At 60.5% G+C, this 24,796-nt stretch carries 26 protein-coding genes and 1 pseudogene; 15 read left to right on the forward strand and 12 right to left on the reverse strand.

The genetic code is table 11. The annotated features are described in order from the left end of the window. The 6 genes from ACJ8OK_RS10845 to ACJ8OK_RS10870 all read right to left on the reverse strand — a co-directional run. Positions 1-1,078 (reverse strand): porin (locus ACJ8OK_RS10845; protein WP_442530580.1); only part of this gene is annotated, 1,078 nt, incomplete at its 3' end. 31 nt (positions 1,079-1,109) lie between these two features. Further along, positions 1,110-1,901: an ABC transporter ATP-binding protein gene (locus ACJ8OK_RS10850; RefSeq protein WP_099981755.1), complete on the reverse strand. Its 792-nt coding sequence runs from the start codon at positions 1,899-1,901 to the stop codon at positions 1,110-1,112. 15 nt (positions 1,902-1,916) lie between these two features. Next, a complete protein-coding gene (locus ACJ8OK_RS10855; protein WP_033631688.1) occupies positions 1,917-3,638 on the reverse strand; it encodes an ABC transporter permease in 1,722 nt (573 codons plus the stop codon). A gap of 484 nt (positions 3,639-4,122) precedes the next feature. Next, a complete protein-coding gene (locus ACJ8OK_RS10860) occupies positions 4,123-4,812 on the reverse strand; it encodes a trehalose-6-phosphate synthase (protein WP_033631689.1) in 690 nt (229 codons plus the stop codon). Positions 4,813-4,825: 13 nt separating this feature from the next. Next, positions 4,826-5,236, reverse strand: a complete 411-nt coding sequence (locus ACJ8OK_RS10865) for a GNAT family N-acetyltransferase (protein ID WP_033631690.1) — start codon at positions 5,234-5,236, stop codon at positions 4,826-4,828. 32 nt (positions 5,237-5,268) lie between these two features. Continuing rightward, positions 5,269-6,639, reverse strand: coding sequence for a glutamine synthetase family protein (locus tag ACJ8OK_RS10870; protein WP_015376490.1), 1,371 nt, complete (start codon positions 6,637-6,639; stop codon positions 5,269-5,271). Between the two features lie 236 nt (positions 6,640-6,875). On the opposite strand from ACJ8OK_RS10870, the gene ACJ8OK_RS10875 reads away from it, so the two are divergent. Next, positions 6,876-7,166: a hypothetical protein gene (locus tag ACJ8OK_RS10875; protein WP_311265670.1), complete on the forward strand. Its 291-nt coding sequence runs from the start codon at positions 6,876-6,878 to the stop codon at positions 7,164-7,166. A gap of 26 nt (positions 7,167-7,192) precedes the next feature. On the opposite strand, the gene ACJ8OK_RS10880 is transcribed toward ACJ8OK_RS10875, so the two are convergent. The 3 genes from ACJ8OK_RS10880 to ACJ8OK_RS10890 form a co-directional block, all read right to left on the reverse strand. Continuing rightward, the gene (locus ACJ8OK_RS10880; RefSeq protein ID WP_370531428.1) at positions 7,193-7,591 is read right to left on the reverse strand and encodes a hypothetical protein; all 399 of its coding nucleotides are present in this window, start codon (positions 7,589-7,591) and stop codon (positions 7,193-7,195) included. Continuing rightward, the gene (locus ACJ8OK_RS10885) at positions 7,588-8,592 is read right to left on the reverse strand and encodes a hypothetical protein (protein WP_048325956.1); all 1,005 of its coding nucleotides are present in this window, start codon (positions 8,590-8,592) and stop codon (positions 7,588-7,590) included. The genes ACJ8OK_RS10880 and ACJ8OK_RS10885 overlap by 4 nt, the downstream gene beginning before the upstream one ends. Before the next feature lie 108 nt (positions 8,593-8,700). After that, positions 8,701-9,600 carry a LysR family transcriptional regulator gene (locus ACJ8OK_RS10890; RefSeq protein WP_048325958.1) on the reverse strand — a complete coding sequence of 300 codons (900 nt, stop codon included), beginning with the start codon at positions 9,598-9,600 and terminating at the stop codon, positions 8,701-8,703. Positions 9,601-9,768: 168 nt separating this feature from the next. Here ACJ8OK_RS10890 and ACJ8OK_RS10895 point away from each other — a divergent pair, with 168 nt between their 5' ends. From ACJ8OK_RS10895 to ACJ8OK_RS10925, 7 genes are all read left to right on the forward strand, one after another. Further along, positions 9,769-10,467 carry a CoA transferase subunit A gene (locus tag ACJ8OK_RS10895; protein WP_004933280.1) on the forward strand — a complete coding sequence of 233 codons (699 nt, stop codon included), beginning with the start codon at positions 9,769-9,771 and terminating at the stop codon, positions 10,465-10,467. A gap of 11 nt (positions 10,468-10,478) precedes the next feature. Next, a complete protein-coding gene (locus ACJ8OK_RS10900) occupies positions 10,479-11,132 on the forward strand; it encodes a CoA transferase subunit B (RefSeq protein ID WP_015376496.1) in 654 nt (217 codons plus the stop codon). A 14-nt stretch (positions 11,133-11,146) separates the two neighbouring features. Further along, positions 11,147-12,331, forward strand: coding sequence for an acetyl-CoA C-acetyltransferase (locus tag ACJ8OK_RS10905; RefSeq protein ID WP_085058918.1), 1,185 nt, complete (start codon positions 11,147-11,149; stop codon positions 12,329-12,331). An 18-nt stretch (positions 12,332-12,349) separates the two neighbouring features. Next, complete coding sequence (locus ACJ8OK_RS10910) at positions 12,350-13,273, forward strand: 3-hydroxyacyl-CoA dehydrogenase family protein (RefSeq protein ID WP_033631694.1); 924 nt, start codon at positions 12,350-12,352, stop codon at positions 13,271-13,273. Between the two features lie 42 nt (positions 13,274-13,315). Then, complete coding sequence (locus tag ACJ8OK_RS10915; RefSeq protein WP_197716273.1) at positions 13,316-14,710, forward strand: GntP family permease; 1,395 nt, start codon at positions 13,316-13,318, stop codon at positions 14,708-14,710. A 12-nt stretch (positions 14,711-14,722) separates the two neighbouring features. Beyond that, entirely contained in the window at positions 14,723-15,493 is a 771-nt protein-coding gene (locus tag ACJ8OK_RS10920) for a 3-hydroxybutyrate dehydrogenase (protein ID WP_033631695.1), read from the forward strand. Positions 15,494-15,862: 369 nt separating this feature from the next. Then, on the forward strand, positions 15,863-16,999 hold the full coding sequence (locus ACJ8OK_RS10925) for a porin (RefSeq protein ID WP_004933268.1): 1,137 nt from the start codon (positions 15,863-15,865) through the stop codon (positions 16,997-16,999). 38 nt (positions 17,000-17,037) lie between these two features. Here the strand turns inward: ACJ8OK_RS10925 and ACJ8OK_RS10930 are convergent, their stop codons facing one another. Continuing rightward, the gene (locus ACJ8OK_RS10930; protein ID WP_015376501.1) at positions 17,038-17,859 is read right to left on the reverse strand and encodes an AraC family transcriptional regulator; all 822 of its coding nucleotides are present in this window, start codon (positions 17,857-17,859) and stop codon (positions 17,038-17,040) included. Between the two features lie 120 nt (positions 17,860-17,979). Here ACJ8OK_RS10930 and ACJ8OK_RS10935 point away from each other — a divergent pair, with 120 nt between their 5' ends. The 3 genes and pseudogenes from ACJ8OK_RS10935 to ACJ8OK_RS10945 form a co-directional block, all read left to right on the forward strand. Beyond that, on the forward strand, positions 17,980-18,357 hold the full coding sequence (locus tag ACJ8OK_RS10935) for a hypothetical protein (protein ID WP_033631696.1): 378 nt from the start codon (positions 17,980-17,982) through the stop codon (positions 18,355-18,357). Positions 18,358-18,367: 10 nt separating this feature from the next. Beyond that, on the forward strand, positions 18,368-19,243 hold the full coding sequence (locus ACJ8OK_RS10940) for a helix-turn-helix domain-containing protein (protein WP_033631697.1): 876 nt from the start codon (positions 18,368-18,370) through the stop codon (positions 19,241-19,243). Between the two features lie 229 nt (positions 19,244-19,472). Then, positions 19,473-20,390: pseudogene (locus tag ACJ8OK_RS10945) on the forward strand (L,D-transpeptidase family protein); the annotation flags it as partial. Positions 20,391-20,481: 91 nt separating this feature from the next. Here ACJ8OK_RS10945 and ACJ8OK_RS10950 read toward each other — a convergent pair. Further along, positions 20,482-20,898, reverse strand: a complete 417-nt coding sequence (locus tag ACJ8OK_RS10950) for a MarR family winged helix-turn-helix transcriptional regulator (RefSeq protein WP_004933256.1) — start codon at positions 20,896-20,898, stop codon at positions 20,482-20,484. Positions 20,899-21,079: 181 nt separating this feature from the next. Between ACJ8OK_RS10950 and ACJ8OK_RS10955 the strand changes: the two genes are divergently transcribed. The 4 genes from ACJ8OK_RS10955 to idi are packed head-to-tail and all read left to right on the forward strand — an operon-like array spanning position 21,080 to position 23,988. Next, positions 21,080-21,679 (forward strand): non-oxidative hydroxyarylic acid decarboxylases subunit B, encoded by a 600-nt coding sequence (locus ACJ8OK_RS10955; RefSeq protein ID WP_033631698.1) that lies wholly within the window; start codon positions 21,080-21,082, stop codon positions 21,677-21,679. A gap of 2 nt (positions 21,680-21,681) precedes the next feature. Further along, positions 21,682-23,109, forward strand: a complete 1,428-nt coding sequence (locus ACJ8OK_RS10960; protein ID WP_033631699.1) for a non-oxidative hydroxyarylic acid decarboxylases subunit C — start codon at positions 21,682-21,684, stop codon at positions 23,107-23,109. A gap of 9 nt (positions 23,110-23,118) precedes the next feature. Further along, complete coding sequence (locus tag ACJ8OK_RS10965; protein ID WP_004933250.1) at positions 23,119-23,346, forward strand: non-oxidative hydroxyarylic acid decarboxylases subunit D; 228 nt, start codon at positions 23,119-23,121, stop codon at positions 23,344-23,346. Between the two features lie 42 nt (positions 23,347-23,388). Next, the gene (idi, locus tag ACJ8OK_RS10970; protein ID WP_033631700.1) at positions 23,389-23,988 is read left to right on the forward strand and encodes an isopentenyl-diphosphate Delta-isomerase; all 600 of its coding nucleotides are present in this window, start codon (positions 23,389-23,391) and stop codon (positions 23,986-23,988) included. A gap of 37 nt (positions 23,989-24,025) precedes the next feature. Here the strand turns inward: idi and ACJ8OK_RS10975 are convergent, their stop codons facing one another. Continuing rightward, positions 24,026-24,328 (reverse strand): DUF5862 family protein, encoded by a 303-nt coding sequence (locus ACJ8OK_RS10975; protein WP_004933246.1) that lies wholly within the window; start codon positions 24,326-24,328, stop codon positions 24,026-24,028. Positions 24,329-24,796 lie beyond the last annotated feature (468 nt).

Consider the following 24,796-nt stretch of genomic DNA (forward strand, 5'->3'; position numbering starts at 1 on the left):
CCTCCCCCCCCCCCCCCCCCTCCCCCCCCCCCCCCCCCCCCCCCCCCCCGGCGTTCTGCCGTTGCAGCAGGTTGAGCTTGTACTCCACGTAGGTCGACATATTGGCGTTGAAGCTGTAGTTCAGCGCCAGATCCAGGTATTTGACCAGATCGGCGTCGCCGATGCCGGGCAGGTTACGGCCGCGCGTTTGCAGGTAGGCCACCGAGGGCGTGACGCCGGAATCGAAGTGATACTGCGCGACCGCCTCGACGGCGTCCGCGCGGGGGGCGAAGCCGGCGTAGCGATCGCCGTCGACATAGGTCATGTTTTCGGTGCGCGCATAGCTGGCCGCCAGGTAGAGGTTGTCCAGATCGTATTTCAGCCCCAGCGTCCAGGCCCGGGCGCGATCGCCGTCAGCCAGGCCGAAGCGCTGCTGCGCCAGGGTGCGCGCAGAGTTGGCGTAGGCGGCGCCAAAGTTTAGCCCCGCGCCGGTGTCGTAGGTGGCGGAAAAGGCGTAGCCATCGCCGTTTTGCGTCTGAATATCCTTCGCCCGCAGAGCGTCGTCCCCCCGATTCTTCCCCTGATATTGCAGGCCGAGATCCAGACCGTCCAACAGCCCGCCCAGGCTGCGGTTGTGGTAGGTCAGCAGGCCGTTGGCGCGGCCGGTCATGAAGTTGTCGGCCGCTTCGTAGCTGTCGTTGCCGAATTCGGGCAGCACGTCCGTCCAGCCGGCCACGTCATACAGCAGGCCGTAGCTGCGGCCGTAGTCCAGGCTGCCCCAGCGGCCGAACGTCAGCCCGGCGAAGCCCAGCCGGGTATAGCTATTGCCCGGCCCGGCGCTTTCCGCCTGATCGAGCCCCGCCTGATATTCCCATTGGCCATACCCTGTCAACCCCTCGGCGATCTGCGTCTCGCCTTTGAAACCGAAACGGGTGTAGGAGCGATCGCCGTTATTGTCGGCATCGCTGCTGAAGTAATGCACCCCGTTCAGTTGGCCGTACAGATCCAGTTTATTGCCGTCTTTGTTGACGATTTCTGCCCCGGCGGCGGCCGCCGGCATCAGGATGACCAGCGCCATCAGTAAGCTTTTATGTTTCATTTCACTACCCTGAGTTAACGAAAATGCGGCCTTATCCGGCCGGTTGCGCCTGCGCGATTTTTTTGTACAGGCAGCTGCGGATCCGATCGGTGAGGTGCCGCAGGCTGCCCCGGTTGCGCGCCGCGCGGGGAATATTGATGCTGAATTCGTCATCGATCCGTTTGCTGGTCGCGTCCAGGATCAGCACCCGATCGGACATCAACACCGCCTCTTCGACGTCGTGCGTCACCATCACCATGGCACGCGTGCGCAGCCGGTTGTCTCCCCACAGCGCCAGCAGATCGCTGCGCAGTTTTTGCGCGGTAAAGATATCGAGGGCGGAGAAGGGCTCGTCCAGCAGCAAGACATCGGGCTCTACCGCCAACGCCCGGGCGAAGCCCACGCGCTGGCGCATGCCGCCCGACAGCTCGCGCGGCCAGGCGTGCTCATAGCCGCTCAGCCCCACCAGGCGCAGCAGCGCCCCCAGCCGCTCGGCGATCGTCTGCGGCGGCAGCTTTTGCGCCAGCAGGCCGAAGGCGATGTTGTCGTACACCGTCAGCCAGGGGTAGAGCGCGTAGGACTGAAACACCATGCCGGCGTTGGCGCTCGGGCCGCAGACCGGTTTGCCCGCCAGGGTGAGCGTGCCGCTGTCCGGCGGGATCAGCCCGGCCAGCATGCGCAGCAGCGTGGACTTGCCCGAACCGGATTGCCCCAGAATGGTGACGAACTCGCCGGCGTGCACGGTCAGCGACACGTCGCGCAGCACGGGGGTGGAGCGCTTGTTTTCGCCGATAAACGTTTTGTTCAACCGACGGGCGCTGATAATCACGTCTTGAGTCAGCATGTGGTTCCCCCTTGATCAGTCATATTTGAATTTGGTTTCCGCGATGCGATACAGCGGTTGCCAGACGAAGATGATGCACAGCGCCACCAGCGCGCACATCGCGGCGCAGCCCAGTGCGGACTCCGGGTTCTTGCCGGCGTCGGTGACGACGGAAATGAACGCGCCCAGCCCGGTGGCGCTGAGGGTGGTGCTGCCCCACTGGATCACTTCGGCGGCGATGGCGCTGTTCCAGGCGCCGCCGGCGGCGGAGATGATGCCGGTCACGATATAGGGGAAGATCGCCGGCAGCATGTAGTAGCGCCACCAGCGGAAACGGCGCAGGCCGAAGGTTTCGCTGACTTCGGTGATCTGCGTCGGAATGGCGGAAACGCCGGCGATCACGTTGAACAATACGTACCACTGGGTGCCCAGCATGATCATCGGAATGGCCCACCAGCCGAGATCCTGATGATAAATGGCGATGAAGGCGGCGATCAGCGGGTAGAAAATGTTGGGCGGAATGGCCGCCAGGATCTGGATGATCGGCTGGAAGATCTTCACCAGGCGCGGATTCAGGCCGATCCACACCCCCAGCGGCGTGAAGATCGCCACGCTGAGCAGCATGGCCGCGGCCACGCGCGCGGTGGTGAGCAACATCCACTCCGGCAGCATGGCGAAGTACTGTTTGGGGAAGTATTCCCACAACTGATAGCCGAACCACACGCAGGCCAACACCACGCCGAGATACCACAGGCTGCGCCACAGCCAGTTGCCTTTGGCGGCGAGTCTGAACAGGCGGTGCAGACCGAGGGCGTACCACAGCCGCGGCAGCTTGAACAGCCACAGGTCAGCCAGCGCGCGCAGCGTGCGGCCGAGCGCCGCGCCGACGTGCGAGAAGGCCAGGCTGTTGTAAAACCACGGATTGCCGAGCGCCCGATTGGCGGTGACGTCTTCGTATTTGAAGCGGGCGGTGTAACGCACCAGCGGGCGGAACACCAGCTGATCGAGCAGCACGATGTTGGCGGCCAGCGCGACGATCGCATACAGGATCGCCGGCACGTTCTGCTGCGCCAGCGCTTCGGCGATATAGGAGCCGACGCCGGGCAGTTCGACCGAGCGATCGCCGACCGGAATGGCTTCGGAGGCCACCAGGGCGAACCAGGCGGCGGATTGCGACACCATGGCGTTCCACAGCAGGCCCGGCACCGAATAGATGAATTCCAGCCGCCAGAAGCGTTGCCACGGGTTGTAATTGAAGCTGCGGGCGGCTTCGTCCAGCTCCTTGGGCACGATGCGCAGCGTCTGATACAGCGTCAGCATCATGTTCCAGGCCTGGCCGGTAAACACCGCGAAGATGGCGGTGCACTCCAGCCCCATCACGCTGTGTGGGTAGAGGTTGAGAAAGTACACGGTCGTGAAGGTCAGGAACCCCACCAGCGGCACCGACTCCATAAAGTTGACGAAGGGCAGGATCACCCGGCGCAGCGGCGCATAGCGCGCGGCCAGCACGGCGAACACCACAGAAAACAGCAGCGACCAGGCCATACCGAGGAGAAAACGCATGCTGGTTCTGAGCGAATAATAAAGCAGGTTCCAGGCATCGAGACTAATGGCAGAGACGTTTTGTTCATTGAAGTCGCCGTGCATGTCGCCCCATGCGCGAATAAAAAAGGCAATGAAGAAAACGCCGATGGCGATAACGATAAAGTCATTTAAATAAGACTTTCTGAAAACAGATGTACCCCGGTTATTTTGCATAACGCAATACCTTATTTTTCCCATAAGAAATCCGTCGGCGCTCGGGTAATGCTCCCGGCGACATCAGATAAATACCGCCACAGCGGTTGAGACAAACGTTGTTTTCGCAGCGGGGCGATGGGCGGGCAGGCAGAGTGGGAAAGGCCGTCAGAAGGGGAGCGGTTGCCGCATTCCGTATCTTTCAGAATGCAACGTGGATGGCATTACTGAAAGGTGCCCAATAGCATTAGCGTAAAACTAAAACTTTCATCGCCCATAGGGCCCTCCTCGGTTTAAATATGGCACGGAGAGGGTAATGTGTTTTGCTAATAAAAAGCAATTGGCGGCGCGCGGTTTTTACGGTTGATATGTAACAGGATGAATATTCATTTTTTAATCGCTATATTCAGAAAATAAAATAACCTATTTTGATGGCGGTAAATGCGGTGGAAATAAATCGCAGCGAAATAAAACGGCGCGCCTGAATACCGCGCGCGCCGTAACATTAATAAACCTGCCTGCCGTTGATGCCGGTGGGGAAAATGCCGGTGGCGAACAGATGCCCGTTGGCCTGGATCTGGTCGTCGGGCAGCATCTCCAACGGGAACTCGCCTGACAGGCAGCTGAGAAAGGCGTTGCGATCGTCCGTGGTGGTAAAGCCGATCAGATCGTAGAACAGCAGCGAAGCGATCAGCTGGCGATGTTCCGGGATGCGCCGCAGCAGCGCCGCCGACGGGAACGGCAGGTGGAAGAAGAACGCGCAGGCATTCAGCAGCCCCTGCTCCTTCAACGCCTGGGCGCAGGGCAGCAGCTGGTAGTCGTCGATACAGACGATGTCGCCCGGGCACAGGTGCTCGCAGGCGATATCGGCGAAACGGCGATTCAGCTGCCGGTAGGCGCGGTAGTTTTCCGGCGTGAAGTGCGCCTTCTCCGGCTGGTTGTGGAATACCGGCCACAGGCCGTCGTGGTAGTAGCCCTGATAGTGGCGGCGAAACTCCTCGATCGACAGCGGGAAGGTCACCTGATCGTAACCGGCGCGTTGGCGGCAACTGATCGGGCGCTGCGCGAAATTCTGCACGTCACCGTTCCAGCCGAGCCACAGCCCCGGTTCGGCGTCGGCCGCCAACGTCCGGCCGGCGCAGGCCAGATCCTTGCCGTCGCACTGTTTGTTGGAAATCAGCACCAAACGAGACATCGGGTTCTCCTTATCAGTGCAGGGCGCGCGGGGCGTGCGCCGCGCAGTCGGCGCGCCAGGGCGCTTGCAGCGCGGGCAGCGTGACGCGCAGGCCGCGCAATGCCGGATGCGCCAGGCAGCAGCGCGTCAGCCAGCTTCCCAGCCCGACGCCGCGGTATTCGGCGCTGACGAATAGCTCGCTCACCGAGGCGAAGGTGGCGTAATCGGTCACCATGCGGGCGAAGCCGAGCTGGTGGCGTTTGCGGTACAGGCCAAAGCACAGGCCGTGGCGCGCCAGGCGCTCCGCCGCCGCCCGATCCGGCAGGCTGAGGAAACGCTGGATCGCTTCGATATCCAATAACTGCCGATCGGTGCTGATATGAAAAACGCCTTTGCGCCAGCAGAGCAGCGGCTGTACGGGGGCCAATTGCGGTTGCATGTTCATGATTATCCTTAGGTTAACGAATCAGTGGATGGTTACAGCATCCAGCCGAGTTCGGCGGCGGTGACCTGTTCCTCGAAGCGGCGCAGTTCGGCGCTTTTGCAGGTGTGCCACAGGGTGCAGAACGCCGGGCCGAGCAATTCGCGCAGCGGATCGCTGTGGCGGAACAGCGCCAGCGCCTCCTGCTGGCCGAGCGGCAAGGGGGCGGCGTTGTCGCTTTCGCAGCCGTTGGCGGCGGGCGGCAGCGGCAGCGGGTGTTCCAGCCCGTGCAGCAGGCCGCCGAGCATCACCGCCAGCGCCAGATAGGGGTTGGCGTCGGCGCCGGCCAGGCGGTATTCGATGCGCTGATTGGCGCTGTCGGCGCAGGGCAGGCGCAGCGCCACCGTGCGATTGTTGTGGCCCCAGGAGGCGCGCAGCGGCACGTGCATGCCGGGGCGAAAGCGGCGAAACGCGTTGATGTTGGGCGCCAGGATCGCCATCGACGCCGGCATCAGCGCCAGCATGCCCGCCATCGCCTGCTGCATGTTGTCGCTCAGTTCGCCCGGCGCGCCGGTCAGCAGGTTCTCGCCGTGCTCGTTCTGCAGGCTGATGTGAAAATGCAGCCCGCTGCCGGCGGCATGGGCGCAGGGCTTGGCCATAAAGCAGGCGTGCTGGTGATGTTGCTCGGCAATCTGCCGCGTCAGGCGCTTCAGCGCCATGATCTGGTCACAGGCTTCCAGCACGCGCCGGCTGTGATGCAGGTTCAGCTCGTACTGGCCGGAAGCGGCTTCGGCCACCACGCCGGTCAGCGGCAGGCTTTGCAGCCGCGCGTGCCGTTCGATGTCGCTCAGCAGCGCATGGTGGCGCTCGGGCGCATCCACCGCGAAGCTCTGCGTCGGGCAGGCTTCCGCCTCGGCGGGGCGCTGCGGATCCTGCAGGTAGAACTCCAGTTCGGCCGCCACCACCGGGAAGCAGTTGCGCTCGTGCAGGCGCTTCAGCACCCGTTGCAGCACCACACGCGGCTCCAGCTCGCAGGCGTCGCCGTCGGCGTTTTGCATCGTCAGCAGCAGCTGGGCGTGGCGTTCGGGATCGCGCGCACAGGGGCGCAGCGTGCCGGGCACCGGCAGGCACAGCCGATCCGGCTCGCCCGCCCGTTGCCCCAGCCCGCTTTCTTCAATCACCCGGCCGTGCAGATCCAGGGCGTAGATCGACAGCGGGAAGTAGCAGCCTTTTTCCAGGCCAAAGGCTTCGGCGATCGGCAGGCGCTTGCCGCGCAGCTGGCCGTTCAGATCGTGCAGATAAATATCCAGCTGTTCGGTATCCGGATAGCGCTGCAGATAGTGCTCCAGCTCTTTGCGGAAGGTGCGCGTCGGCGAAGCGGGCAGCTCCGCCAGCAGGGGATTGAACCCGATGATATTAGCATGCATGGCGCGCTCCAGAACGAAGACCGGTCACGGCCAGAGGCAGGGATAAACGCATGAGACAACTCTCTTGTGGGGCCATAGTGGCGATGTGAAAAGGGTATCTGCGGCGGCAAAAACTGTCTGTAAAAACGCCGTAACGTTAACGGGGCGCGGAATAAAAATGCCGTAAAGAGCTCGGCGGGTTGGCCGGGTCGGCACGGTCTATACTGGCGAGATGGGCCGTAGAAGGAGAGATAACGATGAAAAAAATAGGGCTGCTTATCGCCGCGCTGGCCGCGTTCCACGCCACCGCGTCTTCCCCACAGGCGTGGGTCGAGAGCGAACGGGCGATGCGCGCCGCCTGCCTGAAAGCCAGCGGGCTAAAAAACGCCAGGGTGGAAGGGGAGATTATTCACTACGGTGATGACGTCGGCTATTCGGCGCTGTTTATCGGCGGGCGCTACCCGCAGCCGTTTATGAAAAACCAGCCGGGCAGGGAGCTGTGCTTATATCAGCGCGCCACGCAGAAGGCGGCGGTGCAGGCGGTGTAGGGGGTGAAGGGGAGCAGTGCGTCTGCTCAACCTTGATGTTTGATGAGATAAATAAAAATACAGCCCACGGTGGTAATAATGGCTTCTACGAGCAAAAGTATAAAGTCCATCGCCAGCCACTTCTGTAGCTCAGGAGAGGCGTTTTTTTGCACGAAATCGTAGGTTTTCGCATCGAGCCAAACTTGATCCCTTATTTTTATTTTTTTCCTTTTCAGAATCCAAAGAAACCACTGTGCTTTCAATGAGGTTCCAAGCATGCCGAGGCTATCGGCAAAGGCGACGTAGGGCGGAATAAAATGTCCGCTGCCGGCGTAACGTTGATAGAAAGCATCAAACTCTTTTTTATGGCGACGGTAACCAATGAACTGGATGAAGGCGCTTAAAACCAGCAATATCAAACACGATATGACGATAAATTTCATCATTCACCTACCACTAACGTCGTCAAATAATCGGAACCCATGCCACCCAGTGTGGATCCTGCGGCGCCTCCTATAGCGGCTCCAGCGATACCACAAACGATCACACCTGTTCCTGCTGTTGCTGCACCCAACACAATTGAACAAGCTGCAATCGCAAGACCTGCACCTGCATTCCCTGCCCAAATTCCCGCCGCAGTACTTGCCGTAAAATGACTGTATCCCTTCACCGCAATCTTGGCGCACTCCTGTTCGCGACCGGTGGTGCAGGCGTTGTAGACGTCGTTGGTGGTATTCAGCCCACTCAATCCGATGCCGATCCAGCCGCCGGCTTTCATAAACTTGGCCGCCCGGCTGGCGCTGTCGACGTAGTTCGAATAACCCTTGATGGCGCCGACGCCGGCGGTGCTCCATTCATGCACCAGCGATTTACTGGAGAGCCCTAGCGCGTGTTTGATTTGCGCATACTCTTTCATATTGAGTTGAGCACGAGTAAGGCGATTCAGTAACGGTTTTAATGTACCGAACAGCCGCGCTCGTTCCACCTGAAACTGGGTGCCAATCAATGCGCCACTCGTGCGGAACTGATTTTGGTAGGTTTTTTCAATCTCAACCAGGATATTCTTGATCTGGCTGAAGTAGCGTTCTCCGGCATCCGAAGCCAGCCCGACGACCGTTTCCCCATAGCTGGTGAAGGCGGCGATAGCGGCGTAATTGCGGTGCAAGAAGGTGGAGAAATCGCTGTCACCGGCTTTCACCGCTTTGCTGGTGCGGCTCTTGGCCTGCATCAGGGCGGCGATCTGCGTAGATTGATTATGATTGCGCGGATCGGCGACGATCAGCATTTGCCCCGGTTGAACCAGCGGCGTATCGGCATTGAGCTGCATAAAAAAGCGTGCCGCTTCCGATGGCTTGCCACCGAACAGGTAGTTGGCATGGAAGGCGAGCGGGCCGGTTTGTTGGGCGATGCAATAGCCCGGTGCGATGCTGCTGGACTTCTGTTCCATGTCGAAAAGCCTCCTTATTTTTAGGAAACTTAACATTTTCTACAGGGTGGTAACAGCTTCTGGCTCACGCTCTCGATCGGAGAATCATCTGAAAATGCTGGTGCCGCCTTACCCGCCACTTCCCGCCATCTCCCGTTCGATTACCGTCGCCAGCGCCTGCGCGGCGGAAGAGAGTTGGTGCTGCGCCAGGCGGATCAGGCCCACGCGCCGTTCGATAATCGGGCCGATCAGCGGCACGCACACCGCCCCCAGCTCATCCATCTGTCGCTCGCACAGCGCCGGCACCGCGCTGGCGCCGAGGCCGTTGGCCACCATGCGCCCGACCGTCACCAGCTGGTGGCTCTCAAACGCCACCTCCAGCGTTCGCCCGCTGCGGGCCAGCGCCTGCTCCAGCAGCAGCCGCACCGCTGATGGCCGCTGCAGGGTGATGAAATCCAGCGTCAGCAGCTCCTTCCAGCTCACCTGCGCCTTGCGCGCCAGCGCCGAATCCTTCGGCACCACCGCCAGAAAGCGATCGCGGCACAGCGGGGTGAAGTGCAGGGTGTCGCTCGGCTCCGGCTCGAAGGCGATGCCCATCTCCACCCGGCCTTCGCGGATCATTTCAAACACCTGCTCGTTGATGACGTCGTGCACCGCCACGTTGATGCCGGCGTAACGATCGCGAAACGCCTTGAGGATCGGCGGCAGCGGGTTGCCGGCGAACGACGGCATGGCGGCGATCGCCACCTTGCCCATCTGCAGGGTAAAGCGCTGGCGCATCGCCTCTTCCGCGTTATCCCAATCCGCCAGCAGCTGGCGCGCCATCGGGAAGAAGGTTTCTCCTTCCGGCGTCAGCGTCACCCGGCGGGTGGTGCGCAGCAGCAGCGGCCCGCCCAGCGCGTCTTCCAGCCCACGGATCGCCAGGCTGAGCGCCGGCTGAGAAATATTCAGCCGCTCGCTGGCCTGGGCGAAATTCAGAGTGTGAGCTACCGCTAAAAACGCGCGTAACTGTTTGATGCTCATTTTCATTTTGGTCGGCGTTAACTCTTTGTTAATTGTCGGTTAACGGGTGATTAATAAAAATTCTAAATGAATGCGGCATAAAAACAAAATTAACAAATCATTTTTGTGACCTGAAGATGCCCTCACGCAAGCCAGGGCATTTCGCCCTGCGCCGCAACATGCAGGGGCAACGATATGGCAGGGCTCGACAAACGCGTCGGCAGCTACCAGGAAGCGCTGGCAGGCCTGACGGACAACATGACGGTGCTGGCGGGCGGTTTTGGCCTGTGCGGCATCCCGGAAAACCTGATCGAAGAGATCCGCCGGCGCGGCGTGCGCGGGTTGACGGTGGTCTCCAACAACTGCGGCGTCGACGGGTTCGGCCTCGGGCGGCTGCTGGAGACCCATCAGATTCGCAAGGTGGTGGGATCTTACGTCGGCGAAAACGCGCTGTTCGAGCAGCAGGCGCTCAGCGGCGAGCTGGAGGTGGATCTCACGCCGCAGGGCACGCTGGCGGAGAAGATCCGCGCCGGCGGCGCCGGCATCCCGGCGTTCTTCACCGCCACCGGTTACGGCACGCCGATCGCCGAAGGCAAAGAGGTGCGCGAGTTCAACGGCCGCCCCTACATCATGGAAACCGCCATCACCGGCGATTTCGCCATCGTTAAAGGCTGGAAGGCCGATCACTTCGGCAACGTCATCTACCGCCACACTGCGCAGAACTTCAATCCGCTGATGGCGACCGCCGGGCGCATCACGGTGGTGGAAGTGGAAGAGATCGTGGCGCCGGGCGAACTGGATCCGGCGGCGATCCACACCCCCGGCATCTACGTCGATCGGCTGATCCAGGGCACCTTCGAGAAGCGTATCGAACAACGCACCCTGCGGGCATAAGGAGAATTCGCATGCTTACCCGTGAACAAATGGCGCAGCGCGTGGCGCAAGAGCTGAGAGACGGTTACTACGTCAACCTGGGCATCGGCATCCCGACGCTGGTGGCCAACTACGTGCCGGCGGGCATGGACGTGATGCTGCAGTCGGAAAACGGCCTGCTGGGGATGGGCGAGTTCCCGACCGAGCAGCAGCTGGACGCCGACATGATCAACGCCGGCAAGCAGACGGTCACCGCGCGCCTCGGCGCGTCTATTTTCGATTCGGCGCAGTCGTTCGCCATGATCCGCGGCGGCCATGTCGATCTGACCGTGCTGGGGGCGTTTGAAGTGGACGTCGAAGGCAACATCGCCTCGTGGATGATCCCCGGCAAGATGGTCAAGGGCATGGGCGGCGCGATGGATCTGGTGGCGGGGGCGGAGAACATCATCGTGGTGATGACCCACGCCGCGAAGGGCGGCGAGTCCAAGCTGCTGCCGCGCTGCACGCTGCCGCTGACCGGCGCCCGCTGCATCCGCAAGGTATTGACCGATCTGGCCTATCTGGAAATTGAAGACGGCGCCTTCGTGCTGCGCGAACGCGCGCCGGGCGTCAGCGTGGCGGAGATTGTCGCCAAAACCGCCGGCCGGCTGATTGTGCCGGAGCAAGTGCCGGAAATGCGTTTCTGAGACGGGAGGTGAATGTGCAACAACGTGAAGTGGTGATCGTGGCGGCGACGCGCACGCCGGTCGGCAGTTTTCACGGCGCGCTGGCGCCGCTGACGGCGGTGGAACTGGGCGCGGCGGCGGTGCAGGGGCTGCTGGCGCAAAGCGGCGTGGCGCCGCAGCAGATCGATGAAGTGATCCTCGGCCAGGTGCTGACCGCCGGCTGCGGGCAGAATCCGGCGCGCCAGACCGCGCTCAACGCCGGGCTGCCCGTTACGACGCCGGCGCTGACCATCAACAAGGTGTGCGGCTCCGGTTTGAAGGCGGTGCATCTGGCGGTGCAGGCGATCCGCAGCGGTGACGCCGACGCGGTGATCGCCGGCGGTCAGGAGAGCATGAGCCAGTCGCCTTACCTGATGGCCGGTGCGCGCGCCGGCCTGCGCCTCGGTCACGCGCAGATGGTGGACAGCGTGATCCACGATGGCCTGTGGGACGCGTTCAACGACTACCACATGGGCATCACCGCCGAGAACCTAGCGGAGAAATACGCCATCAGCAGAGAAGAACAAGACAGGTTCGCGCTGCGCTCGCAGCAGAAGGCGCTGGCGGCGCAGCAGGCCGGGCGTTTCGCGCAGGAGATCACGCCGGTGACGGTGCCGCAGCCGAAGGGCGAGGCGCTGCGGGTCGAGCGCGACCAACAGCCGCGCGACACCAGCCTGGATGCCCTGGCGCGGCTGCGGCCGGCGTTTCGCAAAGAGGGCACGGTGACCGCCGGCAACGCCTCGTCGCTCAACGACGGCGCCGCCGTGGTGCTGCTGATGAGCGCGGAAAAAGCCGCCGCGCTGCGTTTGCCGGTGCTGGCGCGCATCGCCGGTTACGCCTCGTCGGGCGTCGAACCGGCGATCATGGGCATCGGCCCGGCGCCGGCCGCGCGCCGCTGCCTGGAAAAAGCCGGTTGGCGGTTGGAGGAGGTCGATCTGATCGAAGCCAACGAAGCCTTCGCCGCGCAGGCGCTGGCGCTGGGTAAAGAACTGGGCTGGGAGGCGGAGCGGGTCAACGTCAACGGCGGAGCGATCGCGCTGGGGCATCCGATCGGCGCCTCCGGCTGTCGCATTTTGGTGTCGCTGCTGTTCGAAATGCAGCGCCGCGGGGTGAACAAGGGGCTGGCGATGCTGTGCATCGGCGGCGGGCAGGGGGTGGCGCTGGCGGTAGAGCGCCCGTAAACAACCGAGGAGGGCACCATGCAGTCATCTGACTATGCGGTACTGGGCGCCGGGCTGATGGGGGTGGGCATCGCCACCCACTTTATTCGCCACGGCCATGAGGTGCTGCTGTATGACCCGGATCCGCAGCGCCTGGAGGAAGCGCCGGCGGTGGCGAGCGGCATTCTGGCCGAGCTGAGCGACGTCGGGCAGTTTGATAACGATGAGCGCGACGCGGCGCTGGCGCGGCTGCGTGTGACCGGCGATCTGAACGCGGTGGCGCACGCCCGGCTGCTTATTGAGGCGATCCCGGAACGGCTCGAGCTGAAGCATGCGCTGTATGAGCAGCTGGAAGGGCTGATCGCCGACGACGCGGTGATCGCCAGCAACACCAGCGGCCTGCCGCCGGACGAGCTGGCGGCGCGCATGACCCATCCGCAGCGCCTGCTGATCGCCCATTTCTGGCACCCGCCGCACCTGATCCCGCTGGTGGAGATCGTGCCCGGCAGCGCCACCGAACCGCGTCATCTGGCGGCGGTGCAGGCGCTGCTCGGCGAGATGGATCTTGAGGCGGTGCTGCTGGAGCGCGCCGCGCCGGGGTTTGTCGGCAACCGGCTGCAGTTTGCGGTGCTGCGCGAGGCGCTGCACATCGTCCACAGCGGCATCGCCAGCGCCGAGGTGGTGGATCAGGTGATGCGCGCCTCGCTGGGGCGGCGCTACGCCATGGTCGGCCCGCTGGAGGCCGCCGACATGACCGGGCTCCCGACGGTGGCGGACATCGCCCGCCACCTGTTCCCGGAACTGGCGACCGGTGACGAGATGATGGCGCTGGTGGAACAGCGGCTGCAGCGCGGCGATACCGGCCAGCGCAGCGGCCAGGGATTTTATCTTTGGGATGAAGCGCGCAGGGAACGCATTCAACGGCGACGGGCGCATCAGCTGCGCTTTGCGCTGAAACCGTAATTTCGCACGCCGTACCTGACAATAACAACGATAGCGAGGTGCCTGATGAGCGTTTTGATTGCCCTGGCAGCACTGGGATTACTGATGCTGGCCGCCTACCGCGGCTACAGCGTGATTTTGTTCGCTCCGATAGCCGCGCTGGGCGCGGTGCTGTTGACCGACCCCGGCGCGGTGGCGCCGACCTTCACCGGGCTGTTTATGGAGAAGATGGTCGGCTTCGTGAAGCTCTACTTCCCGGTGTTCCTGCTGGGGGCGGTATTCGGCAAGCTGATCGAACTGTCCGGTTTTTCCCGTTCGATCGTCGCGGCGGCGATCCGCATTCTCGGCCGGCGCCACGCCATTCCGGTGATCGTGCTGGTGTGCGCGCTGCTGACCTACGGCGGAGTGTCGCTGTTTGTGGTGGCGTTCGCGGTTTATCCGTTCGCCGCCGAGCTGTTCCGCCAGAGCGGCATCCCCAAGCGGCTGATCCCGGCCACCGTGGCGCTCGGCGCCTTCTCCTTCACCATGGACGCCTTGCCCGGCACGCCGCAGATCCAAAACATCATCCCGACCAGCTTCTTCGGCACCAACGCCTGGGCCGCGCCCTGGCTGGGGCTGATCGGCTCGCTGTTCATCATCGCGGTCGGCCTGCTGTATCTTGAACGCCAGCGGCGCAAGGCGCAGTTGAAGGGGGAGGGTTACGGCACCGAGCTGCTGAACGAACCGGAAACCCCGGACGACATCAACCTGCCTAATCCGCTGATCGCCATCCTGCCGTTGATTCTGGTCGGGGTATTCAACCTGGCCTTCACCCATTGGATCCCGCAGTGGTACGGCGCCAGCCACGATCTGACGCTGCCGGGGCTGGCCAAGCCCATCACCACCGATGTGGCGAAGATCACCGCCATCTGGGCGGTGGAAGCGGCGTTGGTGTCGGGTATTCTACTGGTGGTGGCGTTCGGCTTTGGCAATATTCGCGGCCGGCTGGCGGAAGGCAGCAAGACGGCGGTCGGCGGCGCAATTCTGGCGGCGATGAACACCGCCTCCGAATACGGCTTCGGCGCGGTGATCGCCGCGCTGCCGGGCTTTTTGGTGCTGTCGCAGGCGCTGTCGGCGATCCCCAATCCGCTGCTGAACGAAGCGATCAGCGTCACCCTGCTGGCCGGCATCACCGGCTCGGCCTCCGGCGGCATGAGCATCGCGCTGGCGGCGATGGCCGATAACTTCGTGGCCGCCGCCCACGCCGCGCATATCCCGCTGGAAGTGCTGCACCGGGTGGCCTCGATGGCCAGCGGCGGCATGGACACCTTGCCGCACAACGGCGCGGTGATCACCCTGCTGGCGATCACCGGCCTCAGCCACCGGCAGGCCTATGGCGGCATCTTCGCCATCACCCTGATCAAAAGCGCCGCGGTGCTGTTCGTGATCGGCGTGTTCTACCTGACCGGCATTGTTTAAAGGAGCGATACCATGAGTGTACAAGGCAAGACCGCGCTGGTGACCGGCTCGACCAGCGGCATCGGCCTCGGGATAGCGTCCGTGCTGGCCGCCGCCGGCGTGCGCGTGATCCTCAACGGCTTTGGCGATGTGGAAGCGGCGAAAGCGCAGGTTGCCCGGCTGGGCGCCGCGCCGGGGTATCACGGCGCCGATCTCGGCGATGCGGCCCAGATAGCGGACATGATGCACTATGCCGAGCGTGAGTTCGGCGGCGTGGACATTCTGGTGAACAACGCCGGCATTCAGCACGTGGCGCCGCTGGATCAGTTCCCGGTGGAGAAATGGAACGCCATCCTCGCCATTAACCTGTCGGCGGTGTTCCACACCTGCCGGTTGGCGCTGCCGGGTATGCGCGAGCGCAACTGGGGACGCATCATCAACGTGGCGTCGGTGCACGGGCTGGTGGCGTCGAAAGACAAGTCGGCCTATGTGGCGGCCAAGCACGGCGTGGTGGGGCTGACCAAGACGCTGGCGCTGGAAACCGCCCGCACGCCCGTCACCTGCAACGCCATCTGCCCCGGCTGGGTGCTGACGCCGCTGGTGCAGCAGCAGATCGACAAACGCATCGCCGCCGGTACCGATCCGCAGCGGGCGCGCGATGAGCTGTTGGCGGAGAAGCAGCCTTCGCAAGAGTTCGTCACGCCGGAGCAGCTCGGTGAGCTGGCGCTGTTCCTGTGCTGCGATGCGGCGGCGCAGGTGCGTGGCGCCGCCTGGAACATGGACGGCGGCTGGCTGGCGCAGTAGTGAGATTTTCCCCGGAGCGCGCAATGCGCTCCGTCGTTATTTCCCGCCTTTAATTAATTCCCTCGCGTGACGGTTTACCTGCGGCAATAATATTTTTTTGTTATTTGCTATCATTATTCCCAGATAATCACGAAGGGTTATTTTGGGTGAAACGTGCGGATTGGTTTATTTCGTGCTGCGGTTATTACATTGTTTTTCTCCGTGTTACAGGTGAACACGTTTTTGCTGAAATTAAATCCAACCTAAAATAATGGCAGGTTATGGCGTGAATTTTTATATCTTGCGTGCGCTGTTCACATCGGTTAATTATTTCTGCGTGGCTTAAGACCACCGCGTTTATAACAATAATTTTTTCGGGCAGGGGTAATAATGAGAAAAAATACAACGCCAATATTCATTGGCGGCGTTTTGCTGTCGGCGATTTCCGCCGGCGCGCAGGCCGAGATCACCATTCTGGATAAAAACCCGCAGAGCAATGTGTTGCTGGCGCCGCTCAGTTTAAAGGTGGGCGGCAGCATTCGCCCCGAGTGGATCTTCAATAACGGCCCGGAGCCGGGCTATGACAAAAACGGCCACGACGGCGGCACGCGTTTTCGCTTCAGCGGCGATTATGCGCTGACGCAGGACACCTCGATCATCGGCTATTACGAGTGGGGCGTCGATCTGGCGCACGCGCTCAGCTGGGACGGGCACTATAACGAAGACGGCAAGCGCGACTATCAGCGCCAGCTGTACGCCGGCTTCAAAGACGATCGTTACGGCACCCTGACCTATGGCCATCAATACGGCATCTATTATTCGGTGGTCGGCATTAAAAGCGACGTCTGGGATAACGATGGCCATGCGGGCGGCACCGGCATCGGTATTTCCGGCGACTATGACGGCGGCAATAAACCGAAAAACAGCATCAAATACACCAATGATTTCGGACCGGTCACGCTGTACGCAAACTACTTATTGCCGGAAGACGATCTGCACACCGCGGATAACCTGATTTATCGCCGCAAGGGCGGTGGCGGGCTGGGCTTCGATTACAAGGTGACGAAAGACTTCACCTTCAGCGCCGCCTACAGTTATACCGATGCGAAGATCAAAGACAATCTGTACCACGAACAGGATTATCACCAGCAGTTGTCCGGCACCGCGTTAACCTGGCAGCCGAACAACTGGTATATCGTCGGCACCGCCAGCTACTACAAAGATTATGTGCCGAGCACCCGCCAGCGCACGCTGTCGCACTTCTTCGCCGGTGACGGCTACGGGCTGGAAGGCTTCGTCGGTTACACCTTCAATATCGACAAGCCGTTCCTCAAATCCGTCCAGCCTTATGTGGCGGCGGACTCGCTGCGGCTGAAGGGAGACGAGGCGTATCACGCCAACCACGTCTATCTTGGTGCGGGCACCACCATCGGTTACGGTCTGTCGGTGTATGTGGAGCGCACGCTGGCCAACAGCAGCGACAACGAGCCGGACTCCACCTGGATTACGGTGTTCTACGACTTCTGATTTTCACCTGCTCCAAGCCGGCGCCTGCGCCGGCTTTTTTACATGGTGATCGCACCGCCCAGGGTCTCTCCAGAGGCGTTGCGCTCCGCCAGGTAGCGCGCCGGCGGTTTGCCCACCGCCTTTCTGAACATGGTGACGAAGCCGCTGGCGCTCTCGTAGCCCAAATCCAGCGCCACCGTCTGTACGCTCTCGCCCTGCGTCAAGCGCTGCAGCGCCAGCATTACGTGCAGCTGGCGCCGCCAGTGGCCGAAGCTCATGCCCATCTGCTGTTGCAAGGTGCGGCTGAGGGAGCGCTCGCTCATGCCGATGCGCTGCGCCCACTGGCCGAGGGTGGATTTGTCCGCCGGGCAGCTCAGCATGCCTTCGGTCAACTGCCGGATGCGCGCGTCGTCGGACACCGGCAGATGCAGATTCTCGATCGGCGCGGCCGCCAACTGATCCAGCAATACCGCCGTCAGACGCCCCTCGGCGCCCTGTTCGTCGTAAAGCGGCTCGAAGGTGCTGGCCTGCAGCAGCAGCTCGCGCAGCAGCGGCGAGACCGACAGCGTGCAGCAGCTTTGCGGCAGGCCGGCGGCGGCATGTTGATCGACGAACAGGCAGTAGGCCTCGGTGGAGCCGGCGCCCTGGGCGTTGTGCAACACGTTGCCCGGCATCCACAGCGCGCACTGCGGCGGCACCAGCCACAGCCCGTTTTCCACTTCGCAGCGGATCATGCCGCGCACGGTGTAAATCAGTTGCGCCTTCCGGTGGCGGTGCGGCTCGACTTCCCAATCCTGCTCGAGAGTCGAACCTTGCAGGGCAAACAGCGGGCGCGGCACCTGATCGATATCCAGACAGTGGCGGGGGATTTGTACTTTCATGAGAATAGTTCTCAATTTGGCGGAATTGAAAAGTATTATGTCCTGATTGCGCAATGCGGTCTAGCGCCGGTGCCGATAAAGTAAGCGCCAGTTCTAAACCCTTTCGCGAGGAAACTGATTATGTCATTGGATACCGCCGACTTTCCGCTGGTATGGATGCGCCGCAGCGGGCGCGATACCCAGGCCGAGCTGGCCGAATTCAGCGCGCTGCTGGCACGCGCCGAGCCGTTCGTCCTGATGACCGACCGCAGCGTCGGCGATGAAGAACAAGAACATGACCGCGATGCTCGCACCCAGGTGGCGCTGTGGAAACGTGATAACCGCGAGGCGCTGAAGCGGTGGGTGAAAGGCATGATCATGCTGGAGCCGGACGACGCCAAACGCGCGGCGGCGGAAGAATTCGCCGAATACGGCGCCAAATTCTGGGGCTATCCGGTACTGGTGGCCGCCGATGAAGCCGCAGGCCGGGTATTGGCGCAGACGTTATTGTTAAAATAAGGGGAACACCATGCACCAGCAACAGGTGATTGAACAGCTGCTGGCCTGGATCGAGCAGAGCCTGGATCAGCCGCTGACGCTGGACGACATCGCCGCCAAGTCCGGCTACTCCAAATGGCATTTGCAGCGGATGTTCAAGCAGCATACCGGCCATATTCTCGGCACCTACGCGCGCCGCAGAAGGCTGACCGCCGCTGCGCGTGAACTGCGCCTGACCGGCACCAGCGTGGCCTGCATCGCCGATACTTACCAGTTCGATTCGCAGCAGACCTTCACCCGTTGCTTCCGCAAGCAGTTCGGTCTGCCGCCGGCCAGCTATCGTCGCAGCCAGGATTGGTCGAGCTATGGCCTGCAGCCGCCGCTGCGCCTGACCGAAGCGCCGTTGCCGCAGGCCGATATCGTGACGCTGCCCGCCATGCAGTTGGTGGGCCATACCCAGCGCCGCAGTTTTACGCTGGGGCAACTGGCGGCCTCCAAGTGTGAGCTGCGCCGCCACGCCTGGCGGCAGTTGCTGCAGCCGCAGGCGCTGCCGGAGGTGGTATACGGCCTCACCAGTCTGGAAGTTGACCGGCGCCGCCGGGGCAGCCCGCGCATGGCCTACACCGCCGCTCTGCCGGACGAAGGGGCGCCGGGAGAGCGGGTGACTATCGAGCAGGGCGAGTATGCCCGTTTCACCTACCAGGGACAGGCGGAAGGGTTACAAAACTTTATTGTCCGGCTGTATGACACCGCCATGCCGCAGATGAACGCCATTCGCCGGCCAGGGCAGGATATCGAGCGTTTCTACCCGGCGCAGGAGGGCAGTTGCCCGCTCGGCGGCGCGGCGATCCGCTGTGAATATCTGATTCCGATACGGCGGGAAGAAGCGTTGGCCGCCGCCAGCTAGGCGGCGGTTCTCGCAAAAAATCGCCTTCGTGGCGCGTCAGGTTACAAAAAATTGCGATATTACATCGGTAATGGTTCACACTTTGATTGATGTGCACATATAATGCGCATCCGGTCCAATCCCCCTGTTTTTCAGGCCGCAGCGCTTGGCTGCCGGCTGAAACTCATCGGGGTGAAGAGGCCGTAGAAACCGATATCCCTAATCGCCAGTGGCCTTGACCAACACGAAGATGAAAATGAGCATTCGCGCGTTATTAACCCTGTTTACGGCACTGGTTGCATTCAGCCAGGCTGCCTTCGCCGTCGTTTACCCGCTGCCGCCAAAAGACAGCCGTTTGGTGGGCGAGAATATCCAAATCACCGTACCGGAAGACAGCAAACTGCCGCTGGAGAGCTTCGCCGCCCAGTATCAGATGGGGCTGAGCAACATGCTGGAGGCCAACCCGGGCGTGGATCCGTTCCTGCCGAAGGCCGGCAGCACCCTGACTATCCCGCAGCAGCTGATCCTGCCGGACGCGCCGCGTGAAGGCATCATCATCAACAGCGCCGAAATGCGTCTGTACTACTACCCGAAAGGTTCCAACACCGTGGTAGTGCTGCCGATCGGCATCGGCCAGCTGGGTAAAGACACCCCGCTGAACTGGACCACCACCGTGCAGCGCAAGAAAGACGGCCCAACCTGGACGCCGACCGCCAAAATGCGCGCCGAATACGCGGCTGACGGCGAGATCCTGCCGGCGGTGTTCCCGGCCGGCCCGGATAACCCGATGGGGCTGTATGCGCTGTATGTCGGCCGTTTGTATGCCATTCACGGCACCAACGCCAACTTCGGCATCGGCCTGCGTGTGAGCCACGGCTGCGTGCGTCTGCGCGCCGACGACATCAAGTACCTGTTCCAGAACGTGCCGGTCGGCACCCGCGTGCAGTTCATCAACGAACCGATGAAGGCCACAGTCGAACCGGACGGCTCGCGCTACGTAGAAGTGCACAACCCGCTGTCGGCCAACGAAGAACAGCTGCAATCCAAGGATCCGGTGCCGTTGACCATCTCTGCGCCGGTCGGCAAAGTGCTGATGGACGCCGGCGTCAACCAGAGCGAAGTGGACGCGGCGATCAAGGCCCGTTCCGGCATGCCGGTGAAAGTGAACTGATTGCCCAGAGCTTCAGTGAACGCGATAAAAAAGACGCCTGCGGGCGTCTTTTTTTATGCTTTCAGCTTCCGCTGTTGGCGCAGTGAATTTATTGCTTCCCTATCATCGTCTTTAAAACGAAAAGCGCCGACTCATGTTGGTCTTTATTGACTCGTTCGAGATACATATTATCAATCGCGTCGGCGATGGGGCGGCTGGCTTCGAACAGCGCTTGCCCAGCAGGCGTCAGGTAAATAAATCGGCGGCGCTTATCATGCTCGCCGGCTTCCCGTTTTAATAAACCTTTTCCTTCCATGCGGCCTAGCAATTCGGCCAGCGCGGCTTTACTGCTGATCGCCGCTTCCATTAATTCGATTTGTTCAATGCCCGGCGTTTCTGAAACGGTGGCCAGAATGGAATATTGTTGTTTGCTGAGTTCAGGAAGCGATTTTTGCCATTGAGCACTATGATCCTGAAGCAGTTCGCGAATGAGGTGGAAAAAAGTATTGGCCAGCGTTCTGTTCATACATTATTCCCTGAAAGGAAAAAAGCTAACAATAATATCAATATAACAAAATAAGCCGATAAGGGATACCTGTCCGGAAAGTTGTTCGTTTACGAACGGTTACATATTGCCCACTTGTTTTATCGTTATCTCGGGACTAGATTTGATAAATCGTTCGTATGCGAACTTTGTGAGGTATTGCATGAGATTAGTGATCGCGATGACGGGCGCGACCGGGGCGCCGCTGGGTACGGCGCTGCTTCAGGCGCTAAAAGACATGGAGGGCATAGAGACGCATTTGATCTTGAGTAAGTGGGCCAAAACGACCATTGAACTCGAAACAAATTTCACCGTGCATGACGTGATGGCGATGGCCGACGTGACGCACAGTTCTGCCGATCAGGCCGCCACGATCTCTTCAGGTTCTTTTCATACGGACGGCATGATCATTATTCCCTGCAGTATGAAAACGTTGGCGGGTATTCGAGCCGGTTATGCTGAAGGGCTTATTGGCAGAGCGGCGGATGTGATTATCAAAGAAGGGCGGAAGTTGGTGTTGGTTCCCAGAGAAACGCCGTTGAGTACTATTCACTTGGAAAATATGCTCGCGCTCTCGAAATTGGGGGTGTCATTGGTTCCCCCCATGCCCGCTTATTATAACCACCCCACTCGTATCGATGACGTTACCGATCATATTGTCGCACGCGTGCTGGATCAATTTGGTCTTGATCATCGCCGGGCAAAGCGCTGGGCAGGACTAAAAGAAAATAGCAAAAAAACCACTGACACCGAGGAAGGTTAAATATGGCTTATGACGATCTGCGAAGTTATTTAGCGGCGCTGGATGAGGCCGGACAATTACTCGATATTACCGAGGAGGTTCAGGCGGAACCGGATATCGCCGCGGCAGCCAACGCCACAGGCAGAATGGGTGAGGGTGCCCCCGCCATTGCATTCAGGAACATTAAAGGCTTTGAACACGCGCATGTGGTCATGAACACCATCGGGTCATGGCAGAATCACGCCATAGCCCTGGGGCTCCCGCCGGCCACGCCGGTGAAGCAGCAAATCGATGAGTATATTCGCCGCTGGGATCATTTTCCCGTCTCTGTGGAACGTCGCGATAATCCGCCGTGGGCCGAGAACGAGGTCAACGGTGAGGAGATTAATCTGTTTGAGATCCTGCCGCTGTTTCGCTTAAACGATGGCGACGGTGGATTCTACCTGGATAAGGCCTGCGTGGTTTCCCGCGATCCTGAAGATCCGACCCACTTCGGCAAGCAAAACGTCGGCATTTATCGCATGGAGGTGAAGGGCAAGCGTAAGCTGGGCCTGCAGCCCGTGCCGATGCACGACATCGCGCTGCATCTGCATAAAGCAGAAGAGCGCGGCGAGGATCTGCCTATCGCCATTACGCTGGGCAATGACCCGATCATTACGCTGATGGGGGCGACGCCGCTCAAATACGATCAGTCGGAGTATGAAATGGCCGGCGCCCTGCGTGAAAGCCCGTACCCGATAGCGACGGCCCCCTTGACCGGCTTTGATGTGCCCTGGGGTTCCGAAGTCATCATTGAAGGAGTGATTGAAGGCCGCAAGCGCGAGATTGAAGGCCCGTTCGGCGAATTTACGGGGCACTATTCCGGCGGCCGTAACATGACGGTGGTGCGCATCGATAAGGTTTCTTACCGCTCGCGGCCGATTTTCGAATCCCTGTATCTGGGCATGCCCTGGACAGAAATCGACTACCTGATGGGGCCGGCCACCTGTGTGCCGCTGTATCAGCAGTTGAAAGCCGAGTTTCCGGAAGTGCAGGCGGTTAATGCGATGTATACCCACGGGTTGCTCGTCATCATTTCCACTAAAAAGCGTTATGGCGGTTTCGCGCGCGCGGTGGGGATGCGGGCGATGACCACGCCGCATGGGCTGGGCTATGTGAAAATGGTGATCATGATCGATGAGGATGTCGATCCCTTCAACCTGCCGCAGGTTATGTGGGCGCTGTCCGCCAAGGTCAATCCGGCCGGCGATTTGGTGCAATTGCCGAATATGTCGGTGCTGGAGTTGGATCCCGGCTCCAGCCCGGCGGGGATCACGGACAAACTCATCATTGACGCGACCACGCCGGTGGCTCCGGATACGCGCGGCCACTACAGCCAGCCGGTCAAGGATTTACCCGAAACTGCCCTGTGGGTGGATAAATTAACCGCCATGCTGGCTAACCGTCATTAAGGAGTTCCTATGATTTGTCCTCGTTGTGCCGATAAACAGATAGACGTCATGGCGCATTCACCGGTCAAGGGCGTGTGGACGGTATACCAGTGTCAACACTGCCTTTATACCTGGCGTAATACCGAGCCTGCTCGCAGAACGGAACGGGAGCATTATCCGCCCGAGTTTCGCATGACTCAGCAGGATATCGATAATGCGCCGGAAGTGCCGACCATTCCTCCTCTTTTGAGGAAATGAAACCGCAGGCGGGGAAAGGCCCGCCTTTTCATGGAAATAACAATGATGAAAAATGAAGACGTCGTTCTGCTTGACGCCGCCTGGCAGCCCTGCGGGACGACGCCCAAAGATCAGGTCCACACGCGGCATACGCCGCTGCATCTGGCTTTTTCATGCTACCTGTTTACTGTCGAGGGTGCAGTGTTGGTCACCCGGCGCGCGTTGAGCAAAACCGCCTGGCCGGGGGTCTGGACCAATTCTTTTTGTGGGCATCCCCTGCCGCAAGAGGCGCTGGCGCAGGCCGTTATACGTCGCGCTCAGGTTGAATTGGGCACGGAAGTCGAGCAGATAACGCTGCTGAGCGACGCCTTCAGTTATCAGGCGACCGACGTGTCCGGCATCATGGAAAATGAGGTTTGCCCGGTATTTGCCGCGCATTGTAAAGGCGCTCTCTGCGCTAATCCGGATGAAGTGGCGGATTATGCGTGGGTCGATCTCAACAACTTAATGGCGGCGGTAAAATTAACGCCATTCGCTTTCAGCCCGTGGATGGTTTCTCAATTGAATACCGGTGCGATAACATCAGGTTTGAAAAAATACAGGGATGCCATAACCATAAAGAGCGCAGCGCGCGACATTAGGGACGGTGCTGTAATAAAATAAATAGTCACCGCAAGGGTGACTATTTATTCATTCATGTTTACAGGCTGCCGCCGACCGAGGTCGAGGTGGAGCCGATAGTCTCGCGGAAATGTTTCGCGTAGTCGGCCACTTCCTGCTGCGTATGCGTCAGGCCATAAAGACCCAGCCCCACACCGCCTGCAACGCCGCCGATGATGGTGCCGACCAATTGGCCGACCGCACCGGCAATAAAGCCGCCTGCGCCTGCGGATTTACCTGCAATCAACGCGCCGGTCATGGCGCCGTCCAACAGCCCATCCCAGGCCGCGTTCAGATCGCCACCGCTAACGTACTGTTCTTCATATTGACTAAGTACTTTCATATACAATCCTTATAAATAAAAGGGTGACTTAGTGGGTTTAATTAAATTCTAAAATAACGCCGCAGCGCCATTTCACTTTAAAAATATAACGGATGCCATTTGATTGGCAATATTCCATTCAACGAAGGGTGTTATTTGGTTAAATATAGTCGCATTTATTTTTGGCGAGTGTTTTAAAGAGGGGGGTTGGGAATTTTCTTGGGAAAAATAGCAGATATCGCTGGGAGGTGAGAAGCAAAGCCGCCACCGGTTGGCGCAGTTTGTCACTATTTTCACATTTATTGTCTCGTCATTCGCATGGCGTTAGGCCCACATCGCAATTATTCCAATAAAAACTATCGCTAATTAATGAGTTATATCTCCGCATTTATTGCCCGCCATTGAAAAAATTCTCGCAAAAAATCTCCACTGTGAAAATAAGATCACACAAGCGTAACAAAAGGTAAACAAACCCCTCCTATATTGGCT

The organism is Serratia sp. CY71090 (assembly GCF_052166845.1).
Lineage (GTDB): Bacteria > Pseudomonadota > Gammaproteobacteria > Enterobacterales > Enterobacteriaceae > Serratia > Serratia nematodiphila.